The sequence below is a fragment of the Dehalobacter restrictus DSM 9455 genome, assembly GCF_000512895.1.
Taxonomy (GTDB): Bacteria; Bacillota; Desulfitobacteriia; order Desulfitobacteriales; family Syntrophobotulaceae; genus Dehalobacter; species Dehalobacter restrictus.
Map to the genome: position 1 here is coordinate 1,287,236 of NZ_CP007033.1, position 19,970 is coordinate 1,307,205.

General features: G+C 46.0%; 24 protein-coding genes. 22 read left to right on the forward strand and 2 right to left on the reverse strand.

Annotated elements, in window-relative coordinates; translation table 11 throughout:
- Window positions 1–17 precede the first annotated feature (17 nt).
- Both DEHRE_RS06210 and DEHRE_RS06215 read left to right on the forward strand, forming a co-directional pair.
- Entirely contained in the window at window positions 18–1,388 is a 1,371-nt protein-coding gene (locus DEHRE_RS06210) for a type IV pilus biogenesis protein PilM (RefSeq protein ID WP_019225812.1), read from the forward strand.
- A 170-nt stretch (window positions 1,389–1,558) separates the two neighbouring features.
- On the forward strand, window positions 1,559–1,978 hold the full coding sequence (locus DEHRE_RS06215) for a hypothetical protein (protein WP_242837059.1): 420 nt from the start codon (window positions 1,559–1,561) through the stop codon (window positions 1,976–1,978).
- A gap of 45 nt (window positions 1,979–2,023) precedes the next feature.
- Here DEHRE_RS06215 and DEHRE_RS06220 read toward each other — a convergent pair whose 3' ends face one another.
- Window positions 2,024–2,470 (reverse strand): MarR family winged helix-turn-helix transcriptional regulator, encoded by a 447-nt coding sequence (locus DEHRE_RS06220; RefSeq protein WP_019225814.1) that lies wholly within the window; start codon window positions 2,468–2,470, stop codon window positions 2,024–2,026.
- Window positions 2,471–2,744: 274 nt separating this feature from the next.
- On the opposite strand from DEHRE_RS06220, the gene DEHRE_RS14390 reads away from it, so the two are divergent.
- The 6 genes from DEHRE_RS14390 to efp all read left to right on the forward strand — a co-directional run bounded on the left by DEHRE_RS14390 (window position 2,745) and on the right by efp (window position 8,194).
- Window positions 2,745–3,782, forward strand: a complete 1,038-nt coding sequence (locus DEHRE_RS14390; protein ID WP_019225815.1) for an amidohydrolase family protein — start codon at window positions 2,745–2,747, stop codon at window positions 3,780–3,782.
- 18 nt (window positions 3,783–3,800) lie between these two features.
- Complete coding sequence (locus tag DEHRE_RS06230) at window positions 3,801–4,793, forward strand: amidohydrolase family protein (RefSeq protein WP_019225816.1); 993 nt, start codon at window positions 3,801–3,803, stop codon at window positions 4,791–4,793.
- 593 nt (window positions 4,794–5,386) lie between these two features.
- On the forward strand, window positions 5,387–5,893 hold the full coding sequence (locus DEHRE_RS06235) for a LysM peptidoglycan-binding domain-containing protein (RefSeq protein WP_019225818.1): 507 nt from the start codon (window positions 5,387–5,389) through the stop codon (window positions 5,891–5,893).
- Between the two features lie 162 nt (window positions 5,894–6,055).
- Entirely contained in the window at window positions 6,056–6,553 is a 498-nt protein-coding gene (locus DEHRE_RS06240) for a type II 3-dehydroquinate dehydratase (RefSeq protein ID WP_025205480.1), read from the forward strand.
- The gene (locus tag DEHRE_RS06245) at window positions 6,513–7,571 is read left to right on the forward strand and encodes a M24 family metallopeptidase (protein WP_019225820.1); all 1,059 of its coding nucleotides are present in this window, start codon (window positions 6,513–6,515) and stop codon (window positions 7,569–7,571) included. Before DEHRE_RS06240 ends, DEHRE_RS06245 begins: the two co-directional genes overlap by 41 nt.
- A 65-nt stretch (window positions 7,572–7,636) precedes the next feature.
- On the forward strand, window positions 7,637–8,194 hold the full coding sequence (gene efp, locus DEHRE_RS06250; protein WP_015042509.1) for an elongation factor P: 558 nt from the start codon (window positions 7,637–7,639) through the stop codon (window positions 8,192–8,194).
- Between the two features lie 89 nt (window positions 8,195–8,283).
- Here the strand turns inward: efp and DEHRE_RS06255 are convergent, their stop codons facing one another.
- On the reverse strand, window positions 8,284–9,693 hold the full coding sequence (locus tag DEHRE_RS06255; protein WP_025205481.1) for a glycoside hydrolase family 18 protein: 1,410 nt from the start codon (window positions 9,691–9,693) through the stop codon (window positions 8,284–8,286).
- 194 nt (window positions 9,694–9,887) lie between these two features.
- On the opposite strand from DEHRE_RS06255, the gene spoIIIAA reads away from it, so the two are divergent.
- The 14 genes from spoIIIAA (at window position 9,888) to gltA (ending at window position 19,896) form a co-directional block, all read left to right on the forward strand.
- Window positions 9,888–10,943: a stage III sporulation protein AA gene (gene spoIIIAA / locus DEHRE_RS06260; protein ID WP_019225822.1), complete on the forward strand. Its 1,056-nt coding sequence runs from the start codon at window positions 9,888–9,890 to the stop codon at window positions 10,941–10,943.
- A 36-nt stretch (window positions 10,944–10,979) separates the two neighbouring features.
- On the forward strand, window positions 10,980–11,489 hold the full coding sequence (locus DEHRE_RS06265; protein WP_019225823.1) for a stage III sporulation protein AB: 510 nt from the start codon (window positions 10,980–10,982) through the stop codon (window positions 11,487–11,489).
- Window positions 11,490–11,505: 16 nt separating this feature from the next.
- Entirely contained in the window at window positions 11,506–11,703 is a 198-nt protein-coding gene (gene spoIIIAC, locus DEHRE_RS06270; RefSeq protein ID WP_015042513.1) for a stage III sporulation protein AC, read from the forward strand.
- A gap of 12 nt (window positions 11,704–11,715) precedes the next feature.
- A complete protein-coding gene (gene spoIIIAD, locus DEHRE_RS06275; RefSeq protein WP_019225824.1) occupies window positions 11,716–12,102 on the forward strand; it encodes a stage III sporulation protein AD in 387 nt (128 codons plus the stop codon).
- A 12-nt stretch (window positions 12,103–12,114) separates the two neighbouring features.
- Window positions 12,115–13,359, forward strand: a complete 1,245-nt coding sequence (gene spoIIIAE / locus DEHRE_RS06280) for a stage III sporulation protein AE (protein WP_019225825.1) — start codon at window positions 12,115–12,117, stop codon at window positions 13,357–13,359.
- 17 nt (window positions 13,360–13,376) lie between these two features.
- Window positions 13,377–13,994 (forward strand): stage III sporulation protein AF, encoded by a 618-nt coding sequence (gene spoIIIAF / locus DEHRE_RS06285; protein ID WP_019225826.1) that lies wholly within the window; start codon window positions 13,377–13,379, stop codon window positions 13,992–13,994.
- A gap of 16 nt (window positions 13,995–14,010) precedes the next feature.
- On the forward strand, window positions 14,011–14,568 hold the full coding sequence (locus DEHRE_RS06290) for a stage III sporulation protein AG (protein WP_019225827.1): 558 nt from the start codon (window positions 14,011–14,013) through the stop codon (window positions 14,566–14,568).
- Window position 14,569: 1 nt separating this feature from the next.
- Window positions 14,570–15,112, forward strand: coding sequence for a SpoIIIAH-like family protein (locus tag DEHRE_RS06295; protein WP_019225828.1), 543 nt, complete (start codon window positions 14,570–14,572; stop codon window positions 15,110–15,112).
- A 144-nt stretch (window positions 15,113–15,256) separates the two neighbouring features.
- Window positions 15,257–15,694 (forward strand): Asp23/Gls24 family envelope stress response protein, encoded by a 438-nt coding sequence (locus DEHRE_RS06300; RefSeq protein ID WP_019225829.1) that lies wholly within the window; start codon window positions 15,257–15,259, stop codon window positions 15,692–15,694.
- Window positions 15,695–15,830: 136 nt separating this feature from the next.
- Window positions 15,831–15,986, forward strand: coding sequence for a DUF2273 domain-containing protein (locus DEHRE_RS15230; RefSeq protein WP_242837081.1), 156 nt, complete (start codon window positions 15,831–15,833; stop codon window positions 15,984–15,986).
- A gap of 23 nt (window positions 15,987–16,009) precedes the next feature.
- Window positions 16,010–16,432: a transcription antitermination factor NusB gene (nusB, locus tag DEHRE_RS06310; protein WP_015042521.1), complete on the forward strand. Its 423-nt coding sequence runs from the start codon at window positions 16,010–16,012 to the stop codon at window positions 16,430–16,432.
- On the forward strand, window positions 16,429–17,382 hold the full coding sequence (locus tag DEHRE_RS06315; RefSeq protein WP_019225831.1) for a Kae1-like domain-containing protein: 954 nt from the start codon (window positions 16,429–16,431) through the stop codon (window positions 17,380–17,382). Before nusB ends, DEHRE_RS06315 begins: the two co-directional genes overlap by 4 nt.
- A gap of 280 nt (window positions 17,383–17,662) precedes the next feature.
- Entirely contained in the window at window positions 17,663–18,505 is an 843-nt protein-coding gene (locus DEHRE_RS06320) for a sulfide/dihydroorotate dehydrogenase-like FAD/NAD-binding protein (RefSeq protein WP_015042523.1), read from the forward strand.
- Window positions 18,506–18,507: 2 nt separating this feature from the next.
- On the forward strand, window positions 18,508–19,896 hold the full coding sequence (gltA, locus tag DEHRE_RS06325) for an NADPH-dependent glutamate synthase (RefSeq protein ID WP_019225587.1): 1,389 nt from the start codon (window positions 18,508–18,510) through the stop codon (window positions 19,894–19,896).
- The last annotated feature ends 74 nt before the right edge of the window (window positions 19,897–19,970 follow it).

Here is a 19,970-nt window from a genome sequence, read left to right on the forward strand (position 1 = left end):
AGGCAGGCCGAGAAAAAATGCTTTTTTTAGAGATTGATGCCCAAGAAATAAGATTTTTTTATCGCTCGAAGCGTCTTGGAAACATGGGTTCCGAGATTGTCGTCTCCAGCTTTCCACTGGAGACTTTTTCAGGGTCCGAAGGCAGTGACACCGAAGAAAATCTTAAAATGGTTCTGGATGAATATCGTCAAAAAGACTGTCAGGGACGATTTGGGCAACGAAAATGTTCGAGAAAAGTCCCTGTTTATCTGTTGCTTCCTTTTCAGAACGGGCTGATCAGGGAATTTTGTATTCCTTGGGTTGTTCCGAAGTATCGGGATAAAACAGTTCATCTCTGGCTTGAACAGGAAGTTCCGGTTCCAATCAGCGAACTTAGTTATGAATACGTGGTATTGGACGAGAAGAAGGATGAATATCTTCGGATCAGCGTCATTGGCGTAAGGAAAACTACGCTTGAGCTTTATGCCCGGTGTCTTCAGCAGACGGGATATGAACTTTGCGGTGCTGAATATACTGTTCAGGCATTTGGCGGGATCCTGGCACCTTTAAAAGAAAAAAGAATTCTTTGCCTGTTTAAACTTCATAATCAAAATATCCAGGCTGTCCAATATCGCAATGGCTTGCCGGAAGTGATAAGGGTGATCCCGGGCAGTGAACCGGAGACTCCGAAATATCAGATTTATACTGCGCTGAAAGACTGCACAATTCCTTTCAATATCGTTGTCACGGATGGAAGCGCTGAAGCCACCCGGATCGCAGATATCCTGATTGATTCAGGAGAGGCTGAGGGTGCCCGGACACTGGAATCCGTTTATCAGGAATTCGATTCCAGTGATTTTTCGGCAGATAGCCATTCTATGAATTTTCATTACCTGGCACTGCTGGCTGGTAGGCAAAGAGTGAAAGAAAAGAAAAACTGCAATTTTGGCTGCATTTTTTTGCGGCCGGCCAAAATAAAAACATGTCTGCTGGTCCTGATGATTTTTATTGGAATGATCTTCGGGATAGGTTGTTATTGCTATCCGCTAATCAATCATATTTCTGAGCACCAGATAGAAATTACGGCACTGCAGGAACAGGTCGATGAACTAAACGCGGAACGGAAAAATCAGATCTGGTCGGAATGGGAACGGAACCGCAGCGATACATTTGGGGATTTGACAATGGTTCAGAAGTCCTTAACCAGTCTTAACAGCAGTATACGTTTGAATCGCCTGAGCTATCGGCAGAATACGCTGTACCTATATGCGGACTGTTCCGATAATCTTAGTATCACAAGTTTAATCGGGGTTTTGACGGAAGAAGGCTGGAGGGAACCAGTCCTGACCGATTATGATTATCGGGATAAAACAATTTCGTTCTGCTTGCGTGTAGAAAGAAAAATTTGAAGTGAGGTAAAGATGTGTCTTTTAAATACCTTCAATTTTTAAAGCACTTTTTATCTGATAGAAACATCTCATCTCAGAGAGATTTCTTATCTGAGCCTGCTACAAGGTGGCGGTTTTTAGATAGGTTAAGTTTAAGCAGAATTGTGATCATGGGCGGGAGTATCATTCTATTGGCCGTCATCGCAGTCCAGGTCCTGGCAGTGCGACCGCTGACCCGGCAACTAGATACCGTCAGTGCAAAAGAAAACTTACTCCGGCAGGAATACCAGGACATTCTAGCAGAAGGCGCCAAGAACAATGTGCTGATACCGGATCGCGCCGATCTTCCGCATATGCTGGAACAGATCAATCATTGCCTCAAATCCGAAAATGTTTCGGTTAAGGCAATGGATATCACCCAGCCGTCAATGAAAAGAGGGGATTTCTTTCAAGCCACGATCAAAGTAAACGGAGAAGGGGAACTGAAGAAAATACTCCGGGCGGTGAATACAATTCAGCTTCAGAAGGAGGTCCCTTTTTTGATTCAGGAACTGGATTATGTAAACGGAGAAGCGGAAATTCGTCTGAGTATTCTTATTCGCTCCGAATAGAGAGGGCGACTTTGATCATTTCCTACCTAAATATTTATACTTATCCTATTCATTTTCATCTATTTTCTCGAGCGATTTCTTAATTGAAACCGCCGCAGACATTAACGCGTCAAGCTCTTCATCGGACAGTAGATCCAGCTTTGATGAAAGTCCGGTTTCTACATGCGTATAGATCTCATTAAGAGCGTTTCTTCCCTCTTCGGTCAGCCGGACATAGACAATACGAAGATTATTCTTATCAAGATAACGCTCAACGTAACCCTTTCTCAGCAATTCACCAACGATGATGGTAAGCTGCTGCTTCGAGACCAATAGGTCCCGACCGAGTTCTGACATGGTCATCTCACTGTAATTTGACAGTGCGATCAGGGCGTACTTTTGCGAAGGCTTTACATTCACTTTGCAATTTGATTCTATGGGCCGGGTTAGAATCTTGCGAAAAAGATGCCCGACATCGGTTAGTTCCTTTATTAGTTCGGATTTATTCTGCATGATCGTTACACCTTATTACATCATTTTATTACGGTAAAAAATATTTTACTTTACCGTTGACAATGGTAACATCTGGTAGTATCATTGTCAACGGTAAAGTTTTTTTTACCATAAAGTAAATATTACTTCGAGAGGTGGTCTGCCAGGCATATGAAATAGAAGGAAATATCGTATGAATAACAGGTGGTTTGTTAGGGATCGTCGGGAATTGGACTAGCGGGAACAAATATGAAGTAAGCGCTTGTCCCAAAATGAGAATTTAGGAGGGGAAGTTATGTCAATAGAAATAACCAATGTACAGATTTTTGATGGCATAAAATTAACGAATCATAAATCGGTTGTGATTGAAAATGGTTTCATATCCCACAAAACCAAAGGGGACACGGTTATTAACGGCGAGGGGGGTACACTGCTGCCCGGACTGATTGACGCGCACGTCCATATGGAAGCATTAAATGATCTGGAAAATGGTGTAAAATACGGAGTCACCTCTATGCTTGATATGGCGGCTCATTCCACGGAGTTTATAAACAGCCTGAAAAAACGCCCGGGATTTTCGGATATATTGACTTGTTACACAGCTGCGCTTTATCCTATTGACGATCCCAAAGCTTTCGTTGCCGATCAGGTTAATAAAGGCGCAGATTATATAAAAATCATCATTGAGGATCAACCGCGTATGGCGGAAAAGCCCTTATCCCCGGAAACAATTACCGCCTTGACGGAGGCAGCACACGAACATAAACTTCTGGTATTCGCTCATGCTGTATCGATGGCGACTTTCAAAACGGCCATTGATGCAGGTGTTGATGTTATTACGCACATTCCGGTTGAAGCCCCGATGTCGCAATCCCTGATCGAAGAAATGTTGAAAAAAGGGACTATTACGGTTCCTACTTCGGGCATGATGAAAAAAACGATCGCTTTTCTAAATCGTATCCCCAATGTCAACTTGGATACGCAAAATATAGATATGACACTAAAAGCCTTAATGAATGCGGGAATACCAGTCATTGCAGGTACTGATGCAAATCATGCACCCTTTGCCCCTGCCAGTATCGACCACGGCATTGGTTTACTTGATGAAATCGAAGCGTTTGTGGCTGCAGGCATGACTCCTGTGCAGGCGCTGCAAAGCGCAACCAGCCTTCCAGCCAGATTATTCGGATTCATCACTGACAGAGGGATGATTAAACCGGGTCTCAGGGCGGATTTGCTTTTGGTTGATGGTGACCCTACTACCGATATTAAAGCCCTCCATAAGGTTAAACGCGTATGGGTCAATGGGATTGAGTCATCTATTACCGCATAAAGGAAACGTGAATAAAAAATGAAGATTATTACAATTGAAGAGCATGTAAATAATAAAGAAATAACCGCAGCGTCATGGAAAAATTTGTTGCAAATGACACCGTACATTTCCGATTCCCACTCGCCGGGGTTGTCCTATTACACAACGAGTACCGATGGGAATGTTGAGGAAAAGTGGTTGGAAAGCATGGATGCAGGAAAAATAGATATGCAGGTGCTTTCTTATACCACAGCGACTCAGCTAATTCCGGCACCGGAAGCTGTTTCGATAGCGCAGGCAGCCAATAATGAAATGGCGGAGAGGGTTAAAAGATATCCTGACCGCTTTGCAGCTTTTGCAACACTACCGTGGGCAGACCCGAAGGCGGCGGCAGATGAACTGGAACGCACCGTCAAAGAACTTAATTTCAAGGGGGTTTTACTTAGCGGACGACCGTCTGCAGACGCAACCTTTCTTGATAACCCTAAATTTGAGCCTGTTCTTGAGATGGCAAACTTTTTAAAGGTGCCCATTTATATGCACCCGGGATTTCCTGCCAGAACAGTGCAGGAGGCGTATTATGCCGGATTGGATCCAGTTGTCAGTGCAAGGTTGTCAGCGTTTGGCTGGGGGTGGCACGCAGAAGTAGGCGTCCATATGCTACGAATGATATTAGCGGGTATTTTTGAAAAATATCCCGATTTACAGCTGATTGCAGGTCATTGGGGCGAGATGGTGCCGTTTTTCCTTGCACGTCTTGATGAAGCACTTTCCAAGGAAGCGACACATCTCCCGAAAACAATATCTGAAACCTTTATAAACCATGTTTATGTTACGCCAAGCGGTATGTTTACGCTGCCGCACTTCCAATTTATCTTGCAGGTATTGGGAGCAGACAGGATCATATTCTCTGTAGATTATCCTTATATCGGCAACGAGAACGCGCGAGCGTTTCTTGAAAATGCACCAATCAGCCCTTCCGATAAGGAAAAGATTGCCCATGGCAATGCAGAGCGTCTGCTCAAGCTGTAAATTTCAACTTCATATTAAAGCAGTTGCCGAGAACATTTCCCCGGCAGCTGCTTTAATTTGTTTTTACCACCCTAACTACATGATTTAATTTAATCGGTTCATCTTTCGATATATCAAATTCATCAAGAGTAAGGGTTCCGTCGTTGTGTTTAATTGCTATCAATAGAACGGCAAGTCAATCATTTCATTAACCGAAGAATTTGTAGGCGCGTACAAATTCTTTAAATTAAAAAAATTTGCCGTATCGAAGATTCACATCGAAAGACTTGACAACAAGTCATGCGGGGAAAGGGAACAACAATGGATGACTGTTAATCATTTGCACATATGCCTTTTACAGTAGCATAGTAGACGTAAAGAAAGTAAGGATGTAAAGGATAAAAACAAGAGGTAAATGAAGCTACATGTTGGAGCTTCTTTGGCCAAGAATCGCTGATACCGTGGATATTTTACCATTTCTCAGGAGTGATCGTAATTTTATCGACGACTTGATGTTTATAAATTTCGTTAAAGCTGTCAAAGACCTACTAGATAAAAAAGAACCTGACAACCTTGATCTCCATAATATGGAAATGTAGAAAGGGGTAGGGCCGTTGAAAAAGTATGCAATAAAGTCAGGAGATACATTTTTCCTTTTAGCCAGCCAAAACGGGTGCTGCTGGCAGGATATCAGCAAAGCAAACCCCGGCGTTGATCCCTGCGCTTTGGTCATAGGACAGCTCATCAATATTCCGGATCGTCAGGCTTCCGGTTATGGTGCTTCCGGATCTGCCGGTTCAGCTTACGCCAACAATCCAGGCAATTCTTTTACCGGTGCCCAAAAACGGTATGATGATGTAATCCTTGAAGTCGAAGGCGTAAAAATCCGGGTTGCCAGAATCGGCGAACCGACAGTTCCGCATGAGGTGCATTTTATCCTGCCAAGGACTGAAATCCGGAAAGTGGAATGTCCCGGAAATGGAGTTATTGAAACCAGCATCATGCTGAGCAATATTAACATTGTCAATTCTCCGCGGATCGAAGGCGAAAAATCTGCGCTTGGAGTTATTTATCGTCAGACCCAGAACAGTGAGAAGACGAACAGCGAAGCGCCAAAATAGATGTCCCTGACGCGGTTCATAACGATTTGAAAGAAATCACTAAAATGATTTTAATAATCTTCATTTTTTTGTTATAATGAGATATGCCTTATTTTAGATAGAAAAAGGCTATGTCATTATTTTGTTTTCTATAGAAAATAATAGATAAAGAAGGAGAGACCTATGAACCGTATTCATGTTTTCCATGGTGTCAATCTTCATTTTCTCGGGCAGAGAGAACCGGATATATACGGCAGAATAACCCTTGATGAAGTGAACGGCAGACTGATCGAGACGGGGCAAACACATGGCTTCACTGTCGAGTGCCGTCAGACGAACTATGAAGGAGAGCTTGTGGACTGGATTACAAAGTTAACGCCGTCTGATTTTTTAATCCTTAACCCCGGGGCCTGGACCCATACGAGCTATGCGCTTTACGATGCGATCAAAGGGGTCAGCGTACCCGCTCTCGAAGTGCATCTGTCGAATATTTACGCCCGGGAAAGTTTCCGTTCCCATTCGGTGATCGCTGGAGCTTGCGTCGGGCAAATCAGCGGACTCGGGACAGACAGTTATTTTCTGGCCTTAGCCTATGCGCTGGAATTTCAAAAGTACCGTCAGAAAGAAAGGAATAGCAACCATGAGGCTGGAAAAGATTCGCCGGAGACTGGCCGAGAATAAACTTGATGCGCTGATCGTGACCTCACCGCCCAATATTTTTTATTTGAGCGGTTTCACGGGAACCAGTGCAACCTTGCTGATTGAACCAGAACGTTCCATTCTGTTCACAGACTTCCGGTACATGGAACAGGCAGCAACGGAAGCTCCGGGTTTTGAAATTGTCAAAGTGGCCGGAGATCCCTATACAGTCATCGGGGAAATGCTTAAAGGGCTGATCGTGATAGGGATTGAGGAAGAGGCTTTGTCCCTGGGCGATTTCCAGAAACTGCAGAAGACTCTTGACGGGCGCAGATTCGAGAATGCCTCAGCACTCTTTAAGAAGCTTCGACAAATTAAGGATGAAACAGAAATTGCGCTGATTCGCCAAGCGATTGGAATCACGGACCATGCCTTCGCCCAGACGCTCAGCAAGATTTATCCAGGAATGACGGAAGAAGAGCTTTCTCTGGAACTGGAATTCTCGCAAAGAAAAATGGGTGCCAGCAGTCGTTCGTTTGACTATATTGTGGCCTCAGGGATACGCTCCTCGTTGCCGCACGGTACAGCTTCCAGCAAAAAAATGCAAAAAGGGGAATTTTTAACGCTCGATATTGGAGCGGTCTACCAAAGGTATTGTTCCGATTTCACACGGACGCTGTTTTTGGGAAAGCCTGAGAGCAAGCACCTGGAAGTTTACGATATCGTGCTCGAGGCACAACTGACCGGGCTTAAAGCTCTGAAGCCCGGCGTTAAGGCCAAAGATGTCGACGCGGCAGCCAGAGAAGTGATTACGCGTGCTGGTTACGGTGAATATTTCGGTCACAGTCTGGGACATTCCCTCGGGATCGAGATCCATGAGACACCGTTTTTAAATACCCGTGATGAAACGGTACTCGAACCGGGTATGGTACTTACCATTGAACCCGGAATTTATATCCCTGACTGGGGCGGTGTCAGAATCGAAGATGTTGCGCTTGTCACAAATTCTGGTGCGGAAGTATTGACACAAACGCCAAAGCAGTGCATTATTATTGATTAGTGGTATGACTTGTATCCGTTATTGATACATAAAAGAATCTACAATATTATGGGAGGATCAGCAAAATGATTTCTTCAAACGATTTTAAAACCGGAGTGACTATTGAACTGGATGGCGATATATTTCAGATAGTCGAATTCCAACACGTGAAACCTGGAAAAGGCGCTGCTTTTGTGCGTGCCAAAGTTAAGAATGTCAGAACGGGCGGCGTTGTCGAAAAGAAATTCAATGCTGGGGAGAAAGTTCCCAGAGCCCGTCTGGATCGCCGTGAGATGCAATATTTGTATAAAGACGGTGATCAATTCGTTGTGATGGACAATGAAAGCTATGAGCAGATTATGCTGACCGAGGCTCAAATTGGGCAGGAAGTCAAGTGGCTCAAAGAAAATATGAACCTTGGTGTCTTGCTCTATAATAGCGAAGTCATTGGGGTAGACCTTCCCAATACAGTTGTGCTTAAAGTAACGGAATGTGAGCCCGGAGTTAAGGGTGATACGGCCACAGGCGGTACGAAAGCTGCCACTGTCGAGACTGGCGCTACGGTTCAGGTTCCATTCTTTGTGAATGAAGGCGATGTCCTGATTATCGACACCAGAAGCGGAGCGTATGTTTCCCGGGCTTAGTCATCTTATCTACCGCAAGAAGAATAATTAGAATAAAAAGGGTTGTTGGGCAAGTAATTTTCTTGAGCAACAACCCTTTTTTATTTGGCTCATTTCCGGATCGTAAAATTATCTTCCAGCAAAGCCCAGTTTTGAGGGAAGGGATAGGCTAAAGCCCAATAACTAATACCTCTTAAGCCATAAGCTTTGACGGTATCAAATTTGGCCTGGGCACTGCGGGCATCCTCAAACCACACTTCGTGACCGCTTCCCTGCGTATCCGTATACCGGTAGAAAGGGGACTGGGTAACCGTGTCGTACTGGATCTCAGCATGGTATCGAAGGGCTCTGGACATTGCTTCATCCATCCCAAAGGTTTCGGCAATTTGGCCGGAGACGTGCGGCAAAAGCCAATCTCTGGCATAAATTTGAAAGCCAAAAAAGATTTTGTCTCTTGGCATGACTAAAACAGCATAATCCAAAACCCGTTTGATCTGATTCAAGGGAGAAATTGCCTGCGGTGAAGCACCACGCCAACCCCATTCATAGGTCATGAGAACAACGAAATCTACAATTCGGCCATGGGCTGGATAATCGTGCGCCTCATAGAGCAATCCCCGTTGCTCTGCGCTTAATTTTGGCGCTAAAGCCGTTGAAACGAAGAAACCCTCTGCATGAAGACGGGTTACGGCTATTTGAAGCAAAGCGTTATAAGCTTCTCTATCCTCGGGAAGTACGTTTTCAAAATCAATGTTAAGTCCCCGATAACCCTTTTCTTTCATGATATTGATGACATTTGTCATTAACCGATTAATGGCTTCAGTATTGGTTAAAACGAGATGAGCAAGATTTTCTCCACGCGTAGTGGACGTAAAGTTGGTAATAGACATCATCGGGGTCACCTTTTTTGATATGGCAGCTTGAATGAGCGGAAGATCATCAATTGTCTGCAGGCTTCCATCCTCTCTAATCAAGTAGGCAAAAGGACTTAAATATGTAAGATGTTCAGCTTCCCGATTGACAGTAGCAACCGCGTCCTGACTGAAACGATAGATATAGCCATTGACATCGATGGTCGGCCGAGGTTTACGAGGGATAATGAGTACGGTGCCCGGATAGATCAAATTGGCGTTCGTGATGTTATTGACTTTAATGAGGTTTTGTAAAGAGACTTGGTATTTTTGAGCAATAAACCATAAAGTCTCCCCAGCAAGGACGCGATGCCGCCTGGCAGGAATGGTGATCAACTGACCAGGATAAATATTGGCAGGGTTCGTAATTTGATTGTTTCCGAGAATGACTTGTACGGTCGTTCCATAAATCTGGGCAATTCTCCATAATGTTTCTCCCGGTTTCACAGTATGGAGGACATCTTCAGTCGGTATAACTAATGCTAGTCCGGTTAGCAATTGTACAGGTTCAACAAGTCCATTCACGCTTATGATTGATGCCGGCGAGACCCGATATGTAATTGCAATCTGATCCAAAGTTTGATTCGCTTTGACGACATGGATAAGCATAGAGCACCTCCCACTCCTTTTCATGTAGGATATGTAGAAAGGGGACTCAAGGTGATTTATCTTTGGCAAGGGGCCTTTCATGTTTAATTTTCCTTAAAACGGCCATTGAGGTCGTTTTTTATTTTCTCCGAACAAACTGGTAATTCTAAAAACGTTTATTAGGACATACCTTCTAATACAGAGGAGGTTAAAACATGAAGGTAAGCTTTGCTTCACCTTTAACGGAATTTCCTAGGAATAAAAATGATGTACTCTTTAATCCGGAATCAGAGGGTGAAGGGATTATCCGTTGGTTTGGGGAACGGCTGGGCGGAATGATCCGCAAGGCGGCAGGGGCTTTACCCGACACGGAAAATATTGAAGAAATTCGTCTCAGAATCAACCAGCCTGTCCTCTTCAGAACAGGGACCAGGGAATATTTCTGTACTTCGGCGGGGCAAACCGGAACAAAGAATCTAGCGTATATTGTCAAGCGTGAAGACCTGTTGGAAACGCTGGAAAAAATGACCTTCAGTTCTGTATATGCCGCTGAGGAGGAATTACGGCAGGGTTTTCTGACTTTGCCCGGTGGGCACCGCGTGGGATTAAGCGGAGAAACAGTCGTTGAACATGGCAAGATCAGGATCATGCGCCATATTTCCGCTTTGAATATTCGTTTAGCGAGACAGCCGGAAATGATCGTTCCGGAATTGCTGGGCTTACTGATCAATCAGGAAAATACAGTCTGCCATACGTTGCTTGTTTCACCTCCGAGAGCAGGGAAGACCACAATGCTGAGATTTTTAGTAAAAAATCTCAGCAACGGTGTACCTCAGCTATGCCTGAAAGGTCATAATGTCGGCGTGGTTGATGAAAGAAGTGAGATTGCCGGAATGTGGCAGGGCATTCCTTCTTTTGATCTTGGCTGCCGCACAGATGTGCTGGACAGATGTCCCAAGGCCCAGGGACTGATCATGCTGATCAGGTCTATGGCGCCTGAGGTGGTTGCTGTTGATGAACTGGGGGGGCGGGAAGATGCCGCGGCGCTTGGGGAGGCCGTTCGCTGCGGCGTAAAAATTCTGGCTACGGTCCATGCCGGTTCTCTGGACGAACTGCAAAAAAGGGCCCATCTCAGGGAATTGCTGAATAGAGAGACGTTTGAAAGGATTGTTGTGTTAAGCAGGGCAAACGGTCCAGGCACGGTGGAAGCTGTTTATGACATGGCGAGCGGCGTTAATTTGTTTAATAAGCAAGAACGTTTTACGCATTGATCGGTCCGCTTTATTAGGCCGTTGGAGGCGAAAAGTATGTTGGTTGCAGGGTATCTTGGGCTGATTATAGGGTTTGGTTGTTTGGGGATTATCAGAGCAAATCAAATTAAGAAACGTCCGCAGGAAATCAGGGAAATGATCAACGCCTTGGCGCTGCTGGATACGGAGATATACTGGGGAGCAACACCCCTGCCGGATGCTTTCCAGGTACTTAAGGAAAGAACCGGTCCTCCCTGGCAGCTGTTTTTTGCGAGTCTCGAGGAAAAGATCAGAGCCGGAGAAAATGCTTCTCAGGCCTGGAAAAAAAGCATTGAAATGCACCGCCGGAAAACCTGCCTGATAGAGGACGATTGGCTGGTGATCAGTGGAATTAGTCAGGGATTGGGCAGGTCGGACCGGAATGAACAGCATAAACAGCTCGAACTTGTTCAGCGGCATTTGGCAGGCGTAGACGAAAAGGCCAGGCAGCAGGCAGAAAGCAGGGCAAAGATGTGGTCTTACCTCGGTTTCCTGGGCGGAATTGCGGTTGTCATTATGATCATGTGAGGAGGTAGGGTTCGCGATGAGTATTGACCTCATTTTGAAGGTAGCAGGTATTGGTCTATTGGTGGGCATTTGTGCAATTATCCTGAATGAGGCCGGTAAGAAAGAGCAGGCCCAGATGGTTACCATTGCCGGGGTTGTTGTCGTGTTGTATCTGGTCATCCAGGGAATCTCCGATCTGTTTGTTCTGGTGAAAAGCGTATTTAATCTATACTAGGGGGCTCTGGCAATGGAAATAGCACAAGTGATTGGACTCGCCATCATTGTCACGGTTCTCGGAGCTGTTCTGAAACAAATTAAACCTGAGATTGCAATTCAGCTAAGCATTCTGGCAGGGGTAACCATATTTCTGCTGATCATGGACAAAATCAGACTGGTGGTTGATCTGCTGCAGAAACTGGCTGATCAGGCAGATATCAGTTCCTACTACTTGTTCATAGTTCTTAAAATCGTGGGAGTAGCCTATTTGGCGGAATTGGGAGGCCAAATCTGCCGGGATGCCGGAGAGAATGCACTGGCCACAAAAGTTGAAATTGCAGCCAAAGTATTCGTGGTCATTTTGGCTATCCCGATCATTGCAGCGATTATGGAATCCATGATGAAGCTGCTGGCGTGAGGAGCGATACGGATGACAAAAAAAGTCTTGGCTGCGCTGGGGCTTGCCATATGGATGACCCTGGTATTTGCTTTTCCAGTGGTGACCCTGGCGGCAGAAAGTCAGGAGACGAGTTACACAGGGACGGAGGCGGATAAACGATTTGCGGAAGCAGAGACTTCCGGGGAGATGGGCGTGTCCGGAAAAGTAGATTTGTCTGAAGAGATAGATTTATCTGAAGTCAGAGAATTTTTGAATCAACTGGACCGCGATGTTCAGGACTCTCTGCCTGATTTTTCTTTAACAGAGATCTTTGAAAGCATTAAAAACGGCGAGGTTAATTTTAGTCTGCAGGGCATCGGCAGCAGTATTGTCAAGGCTCTGCTAAAACAGGTAGTCACCAACGCGCCTTTGATTGCAAAGCTGCTGGTGCTCGCTGTGATCTGCGCAATCATCAATCAACTGCAGTCTGCTTTTACTGGCGAAGTAAGCAGGATAGCCCGAATGCTCGTATATCTTGTTCTGCTGGCGCTTGCGATGACATCTTTTCGTATTGCACTGGATGTTGGCAATGCGTCCATTGACAATATGGTTTCTTTTATGCAGATCATCCTCCCGGCCATGTATACTGTCCTGCTGACCATGGGCAGTCTGACCAGTGCAGCCTTGTTTAAACCAATGGTCATCGGAAGTCTGATCTTTTTGGCTACGGTAATCAAAAACATTGTGTTGCCGCTTTTTTTCCTGAGCATTATCCTGAGGCTGTTCAATAACATTTCCGAACAGTTCAAGCTCAGTAAATTAGCCTCTCTGCTGGAGTTCGGAGGTAAACTCAGTATTGGTATCGTCATGACGGTTTTTATCGGCATTATGTCGGTACAAGGCGTAACAGGGGGGGTAGCCGACGGGGTCACGCTGAGGACGGTAAAATATGCAGCAGATTTGATCCCGGTTGCCGGCAAATTTTTCAAAGACGCTGTTGAGATCGTGGCAAGCTCAGGTCTCTTGCTTAAGAACGCGCTGGGGATCGTGGCAATGATTGCAATTATCATCATTACCTTTCTGCCGGCGATTAAGATTATCGCGATGATGTTTACTTTTAAACTGGCTGCGGCGCTGGTCGAACCTTTGGGAGAAAAAGAACTTGCGGATAGTCTTCAGGACATGTCCAAAGGTTTATTATATATTTTTGTAACCGTTACATCCGTCGGTATCATGTTTTTTATGACGATTGTGATCATTGTCGGGACTGGAAATTTGGCGGTAATGCTTCGCTGATTTTGAGGTGTGGGAAAATGGAAGGATTAAAGACGCTGATTCGCAACCTGGCTTTCATTCTATTGCTGGCCTCCTTTCTCGAGATGCTTCTGCCGAATAAATCCATGCGGGGATTTGTGCAGATGGTCATGGGGCTGTTTGTGATTGCGGCAATCCTGAATCCGTTGGCAGATCTACTGAACTGGGACTTTGAAAATAGCGTGCCGGCCTGGGCCGGCAGTTCTTCCGGAGACTTGCCTGTTCTGGCACAGGAAAATAGTTCTGACGGAGAAGACAATTCTTCCACGGAAGCAAATGCTCTGGTGATCGAACAATACCGCAGGATTCTGGTTAGCCAGATCCAGGCCCTTGTATCCGGGGTGGAAGGGGTCAAAAGCTCGGATACGAATGTTGAACTGGAGGACGGTGGAGAAGGATTTGCCGACTATCCGCAAATCCAAAAAGTCGAGATCCATTTCAGTCAGCAAAGTGTCAGCATTGAGCCTGTTAAGCCGGTCATTATCGGAGGTGTCAACACAGACCAGGCCGAGGGCCAGGGAGCGGCTGAGTCAGCGAAAGCAATGGAAATAAAAAAACAGGTTGCAGCACTCATGCAGCTGCCGGAAGAAATCGTGTTTGTGCAGGAAGAAAAATAGGAGGAAGGAAGTCAGTATGGGATTTTTCAAGCAGGTGATCACAGAAAAGATTACGTTGGCCGTGATCTTGCTGGTAATCGTCGCAGCAATTCTTATTTTTACCTCACAGGAGGATCAGTCCGCTGCATCAGTCCAACTCCCGGCTGAAACGGTAACAGCCGTTCCAGAAAATGAATCGGGTTTTACTGCATTGGAAAAACAACTTGAAGAAAAACTTGCAGCCAATCTGGAAAAAATTCAGGGCGTTGGCAAAACGAAGGTCCTGGTTACCCTGACCTCCGATGTAAAGAAACAGTATGCCAGGGATGAAAGCGTTACGAAAAAAACTTCCAAGGAAACGGATAAAGACGGCGGAACCAGAGAGACGGAAGAGGTGACTCAGAATAACAAGATCGTGGTCGTCGGCGAAAATGCTTTAATCATTACGGAGGAGCGTCCACAGGTCACGGGAGTATTGGTTATCGCGCAGGGAGCAAGTGATCCCAAAATAAAGGAACAAGTATTTGAAGCGGTCAGGACGCTGTTGAATATTGAACCGGCCAAAATCAGCGTTGTTCCAATGGGGGGCGTCTGAATTGGACCTAAAAATAAAAGCATCCTTAATCTGGATCACCGTGATTCCGGCCATCGCGGTATGCTCCATTGTTTGGCTCAGCCAAGCATGTTTTGGGCAGCAAAAGGAAGAAGGCTTGCCGGTCAATATCCCGGATTCCGTTTGTTTCTCAGCAGAAATTATTGAACTGACGGAAAATCAGGGGGAAAACTACTTTGTTAATTATAGGATCAAACGGGAACAGACCAGACAGGAAACACTTAACATGCTGGAGCCTCTGCTGGCGTCCGATATCACGGAGACACGCAGTCAGGCGCAGCAGCGCTGGCTGGACTTAAGCGACAAGATCAGCAGGGAAGCCGAAATTGAGAATGTGCTGAAAATGAAAGGTTTTACAGATATTGTTTCGGAAGTCAACACGCAAAAGGCCACGGTTACAGTCCTGACAAACCAATTAAAAGTTCAGGACATGTTTATTATCCAAAACACGGCATCGGAAATTACCGGTTTTTCAGTTGATCAAATCGAAGTAGCAGTCGTCAAAGACACGTCGGAAAAAATCTGAGAATCGGGTCCGGTGGGAAATGTTCCATATTTGCGTTATTCAGGAATGAAATTTACGTTAATCAGGCAGGGGGATTTGCGGCAACGGGGGATTCTGTTATAATAAAAATAATAACAGGTTGAAGATGGAAAATGAGGTGCGATAATGGATAATAACAAAATAGATCATTCAATCGGTTCAGTCAAAATTGCTGATGAGGTCGTCGAAGTGATTGCCGGAATGGCAGCTTCGGAAGTTGAGGGAGTCGCTGAGTTAAGCGGAGGTTTCGCCCAGGATATCGCCAATATTTTAGGCCGGGGCAAAAATACATCCAAAGGTTCCAGGGGTATCAAAGTTGAAATTGACGAAAAAGAAGCTTCCGTGGATTTGTTTATTGCCGTCCAGTACGGGGTGTCAATTCCTGATGTAGCCCAGAAGGTACAGGTCGTTGTGAAAGAAGCGATTGAAGGGATGACCGGATTAACCGTCATGGTCATCAACGTTCATATTCAAGGCATCGCGTTTAAAAACACGGCTGAGATCAAGGACGTCAAAGACAGCAAAGATAAAACGAATAAAGAAAAAGATTTGAAAGAAAAATAGAACAGTGCAGCAGGGTGGAGAGATGAGCAATTTCTGGAGAAATATCGGAGATAAACTCAATATTTTTTTTCTATGGTGTCTTAATAATCATCCTGGTAAATTTTTTGGTTTTTTGATTGGTTTTTTTGTGGCTTTGATGTTTATTTTGCTGGGATTTTGGCAGACGCTGCTTTTAGCTGCCTTATCCTGCGGGGGATATTACTTGGGAAAATGCTGGGATGATGGGGTTTGGCCTACCGGACTGAGCAAAGTAATACATAGAATACCTTTTTGGGGCAAACATAAAACGTAGAATGAAATTCCGGAGGCATATTCATGAGTAAAATAATGGGCCGAAGAAAGGCCCGCGAAACGGCACTGCAAATACTTTATCAAATTGATATAACGGGAGAAACGGACAAGCGGGAACAAGTCCTGCAGCATTGGATCCAGGAATTTGCCGTCTCTGATAAGACGGCAGATTTTATTAGGGAACTGGTTGAAGGAACCCTGCAGAACAAAACGGATATTGATGCCAAGCTTGCTTCGACTTCCCACGAATGGGCCCTGGACAGGATGGGCAATGTGGACCGTAATCTGATGCGGCTTGCTGCCTATGAAATGCTGTACAGCCCCGGCACCCCCCAGCGGGTCACTTTAAATGAAGCGATTGAGATTGCCAAAAGGTTCGGCGGAGATGATTCAGCAAAATTCATTAACGGTATTTTAGACAAGCTGATGGACGAGAGTGAAAAATGATGTTCTTAGGTCTTGATACAAGCGCATACACGACATCCGTTGCCGTGGTGGATCAAGAAAAGCATCTGGTCTGCGAAAAAAGACGCCTACTCGAAGTTCCTCAGGGAGAGAAAGGCTTGGCCCAGTCGGAAGCTCTTTTTAATCATATTAAAAATCTTCCGGAACTACTGGCCCTGGTTCCGCCAACGATATGGCCGGAAATTGCCGGCATTGGCGTCAGTACGGCGCCTCGTCCGGCAGAGCAATCCTATATGCCGGTCTTTCTGGCAGGAAGGTCGGTTGCTTCATCTCTGGCCAGCGCTTTAAATGTAAAGCTTGTAACGACGAGTCATCAGGAAGGACATCTGGCTGCAGGATTGGAATCCGCCGAAGGTTTTGCTTTGACGGATTTTTTGGCTGTCCACCTTTCGGGAGGAACAACGGAAGTATTGAAAGTCCGGAAGGATTCTCCGGGAAAACTAAGTTTGCAGATTCTTGGCGGAAGCAGTGATCTGCATGCCGGTCAATTTGTAGACAGGGTCGGCGTGCGTCTGGGACTATCTTTCCCGGCGGGAAAGGAGCTCGAAAAACTGGCTTTAAAATCAGCGCCTGGATCTGCTTCCCTGCTGCCTTCCTCGGTCAAAGGATATGAGATGAGTTTTTCGGGCGTCGAGTCGGCAGTTCAGCGTCTGATCGAAGAAAAAAAACGTCCGGCCGATCTGGCCCGGGCGGTGGAAGGATGTATTGTCCGGACGATTTATAAGGTATTGACCAAAGCTGTTGACGATACCGGACTCACAGATATTCTGATTGTCGGCGGAGTAGCCTCAAATCAATATCTAAGGAATCAGCTTGAAAAGAAGCTGGAATCTCAGGCCAGATTATTTTGGGCAAAGCCGGGATGGAGTTCGGATAATTCGATTGGGGTCGCACTTCTGACGCGGGAAACGATGCTGTCGGACAATCATTAATTGTTTTTATCTTCTATAAAGAGATTTAAAAAAGAGATTTAGAAAAAAGATTTTAGAATAAAACTAAAAATATGATATATAATGAGTTTTTTCGTGCCCTAAGGACATTTTACAATTAAAAGACTTGATTTCGAGGCAAAAGTTCATTTATAATAAACAAGGTAAAGTATCAAATACGTGTTACTGTGCCAAACATAGATGTATATACTTGTATAGCTTGGAAAAAGGGACCATGCATCCGTTTGGTCGGTACAACGAATAATCCTGAGGGGGAGACAACGTGTATAAGGTAGTCAAAAGAAGGCAGTTGGCGGACATTATTACACTGCTGGAAGTAGAAGCTCCGGAAGTCGCCAAAAAAGCCCAACCCGGCGAATTTGTCATTGTTCGACAAAATGAGGAATCTGAAAGGATCCCTTTGACCATCATGGACTTTAATCGGGATAAAGGGACAATCACCATCGTCATCCAGGAAGTAGGCTATTCATCCAATCTGATTACCCGGATGCAGGAAGGGGATTCTTTTGTTACATTTGTAGGTCCGCTCGGACAAGCCACCGAAATCGAGAATTACGGTACGGTTCTGTGCATTGGCGGCGGCGTGGGCGTCGCGCCGGTTCATCCGATTGCGCGCGGCCTGAAAGAAGCAGGCAACAAGGTCATCTCCATTCTCGGAGCAAGAACTAAAGACCTGCTGATCCTCGAAGACGAAATGCGGGCTGTAAGTGATGAAGTCATCATTACAACCGATGACGGGACTTATGGTATGAAGGGTTTTGTCACGCACGGCATTCAGTCCGTTTTGGATCAGGGCATCAAAGTTGATGCGATCTGGGCGATTGGTCCGGTCGTTATGATGAAATCCGTAGCGAATTTCACCAGACCTCTTGGTATTAAGACCATCGTCAGTATGAATCCTGTCATGGTCGACGGAACAGGTATGTGCGGCGCCTGCAGACTCGATGTCGGCGGCGAAACCAAATTTGCCTGTGTTGACGGGCCGGAATTTGACGGCCACAAGGTAGATTTTGACCTGGCCATGAAACGTTCGGCCTTCTTTAAAAACGAAGAAGCTGTCGCTTACGGTAAAGTCAAGTGCCAGTGTGCAAAGGAGGGCAAATAATCATGGCATCAAAAGCACCACGACATGATATGCCCTGTCAGGACCCGATTGTCCGGGGGAAAAATTTCAGCGAAGTTGCGCTGGGATACACGGTAGAGACTGCTGCAGAAGAGGCCAAACGCTGCATTCAGTGCAAGAAGCCAAAATGTGTGGAAGGCTGCCCGGTAGGGGTAGATATTCCGCAGTTTATCAATAAAATAGCCGAGGGTGAACACCTCGAAGCTGCGTCCATCTTAAAAGGTAAAAATACCCTGCCGGCAATTTGCGGACGTGTCTGCCCGCAGGAATCCCAGTGTGAAGCCCAGTGTATCCTTGGCGTAAAGGGCGAACCGGTTGCAATCGGCCGTTTGGAGCGCTTTGCAGCGGATTACGAAATGGCCAACGGCACAAGCAAATTAGAAAAAGCAACGCCGTCAGGCAAAAAAGTAGCCGTCATTGGTGCTGGTCCTGCCGGACTGACCTGTGCAGCTGAGCTTGCCCGCAAAGGCCATGCCGTAACCGTTCTGGAAGCCTTGCATGTGGCCGGCGGCGTACTGATGTACGGAATTCCTGAATTCCGTCTGCCGAAAGCCATTGTTCAGAAAGAAATCAACAGCTTAAAAGATATGGGCGTCGAAATCCTGGTTAACCAGGTTGTCGGCAAAGTCACTTCTGTTCAGGAGTTGCTGGCAAACGGCTATGATGCCGTATTTATCGGCACCGGCGCTGGATTGCCATACTTTATGAAGATTCCGGGTGAAAATTACAACGGCGTATATTCCGCCAATGAGTTTCTGACCCGGTCGAACCTGATGAAAGCCTATGATTTCCCGAATCATGCGACCCCGATCAAAGTAGGGGAGCAGGTCGCGGTACTTGGCGGCGGCAACGTGGCCATGGACGCAGCCAGAACAGCACTTCGTCTCGGCGCCAAAGACGTATACATCGTTTATCGCCGTTCCATGACCGAACTGCCGGCGCGTGTTGAGGAAGTGCATCATGCTGAGGAAGAAGGCATTCAATTTAAGATCCTGACCAATCCGATTGCGATCAATGGTGATGAAAACGGTAATGTCAAGAGCATGACCTGTCTGAAATATGAGCTGGGTGAGCCGGATGCATCCGGACGCCGCCGTCCGGTAGCGATTGAAGGTTCCGAGTTTGACCTGCCGGTGCAGACCGTCGTAGTCTCAATCGGGCAGGGACCGAATCCGCTCGTGACCACCACGACAGCAGGTTTGGAACTGAACAAGTGGGGGAACATCGTAGCCGATGAGACGACCATGGCGACCTCGATTCCGGGTGTGTATGCCGGCGGAGACATCGTGACCGGCGCAGCCACTGTCATTCTGGCAATGGGCGCTGGAAAAACGGCTGCAGCTTCGATCGACGCGTATTTAATGACAAACTAGCTGACTGTAACACAACTTAGCCCTAAATAAAAGACGTCATATTGAAGTGCACCCCAAATGTTGGACAAAAAAAT

Excerpts from the sequence above, each read along its gene's own strand:
- DEHRE_RS06210 (WP_019225812.1), top strand. The coding sequence starts at position 18 with ATGCTTTTTTTAGAGATTGATGCCCAAGAAATAAGATTTTTTTATCGC.
- DEHRE_RS06220 (WP_019225814.1), bottom strand. The coding sequence starts at position 2,470 with ATGCAGAATAAATCCGAACTAATAAAGGAACTAACCGATGTCGGGCAT.
- DEHRE_RS14390 (WP_019225815.1), top strand. The coding sequence starts at position 2,745 with ATGTCAATAGAAATAACCAATGTACAGATTTTTGATGGCATAAAATTA.
- DEHRE_RS06230 (WP_019225816.1), top strand. The coding sequence starts at position 3,801 with ATGAAGATTATTACAATTGAAGAGCATGTAAATAATAAAGAAATAACC.
- DEHRE_RS06240 (WP_025205480.1), top strand. The coding sequence starts at position 6,056 with ATGAACCGTATTCATGTTTTCCATGGTGTCAATCTTCATTTTCTCGGG.
- DEHRE_RS06245 (WP_019225820.1), top strand. The coding sequence starts at position 6,513 with ATGAGGCTGGAAAAGATTCGCCGGAGACTGGCCGAGAATAAACTTGAT.
- efp (WP_015042509.1), top strand. The coding sequence starts at position 7,637 with ATGATTTCTTCAAACGATTTTAAAACCGGAGTGACTATTGAACTGGAT.
- DEHRE_RS06255 (WP_025205481.1), bottom strand. The coding sequence starts at position 9,693 with ATGCTTATCCATGTCGTCAAAGCGAATCAAACTTTGGATCAGATTGCA.
- spoIIIAA (WP_019225822.1), top strand. The coding sequence starts at position 9,888 with ATGAAGGTAAGCTTTGCTTCACCTTTAACGGAATTTCCTAGGAATAAA.
- DEHRE_RS06265 (WP_019225823.1), top strand. The coding sequence starts at position 10,980 with ATGTTGGTTGCAGGGTATCTTGGGCTGATTATAGGGTTTGGTTGTTTG.
- spoIIIAC (WP_015042513.1), top strand. The coding sequence starts at position 11,506 with ATGAGTATTGACCTCATTTTGAAGGTAGCAGGTATTGGTCTATTGGTG.
- spoIIIAD (WP_019225824.1), top strand. The coding sequence starts at position 11,716 with ATGGAAATAGCACAAGTGATTGGACTCGCCATCATTGTCACGGTTCTC.
- spoIIIAE (WP_019225825.1), top strand. The coding sequence starts at position 12,115 with ATGACAAAAAAAGTCTTGGCTGCGCTGGGGCTTGCCATATGGATGACC.
- spoIIIAF (WP_019225826.1), top strand. The coding sequence starts at position 13,377 with ATGGAAGGATTAAAGACGCTGATTCGCAACCTGGCTTTCATTCTATTG.
- DEHRE_RS06290 (WP_019225827.1), top strand. The coding sequence starts at position 14,011 with ATGGGATTTTTCAAGCAGGTGATCACAGAAAAGATTACGTTGGCCGTG.
- DEHRE_RS06300 (WP_019225829.1), top strand. The coding sequence starts at position 15,257 with ATGGATAATAACAAAATAGATCATTCAATCGGTTCAGTCAAAATTGCT.
- DEHRE_RS15230 (WP_242837081.1), top strand. The coding sequence starts at position 15,831 with ATGTTTATTTTGCTGGGATTTTGGCAGACGCTGCTTTTAGCTGCCTTA.
- nusB (WP_015042521.1), top strand. The coding sequence starts at position 16,010 with ATGAGTAAAATAATGGGCCGAAGAAAGGCCCGCGAAACGGCACTGCAA.
- DEHRE_RS06315 (WP_019225831.1), top strand. The coding sequence starts at position 16,429 with ATGATGTTCTTAGGTCTTGATACAAGCGCATACACGACATCCGTTGCC.
- gltA (WP_019225587.1), top strand. The coding sequence starts at position 18,508 with ATGGCATCAAAAGCACCACGACATGATATGCCCTGTCAGGACCCGATT.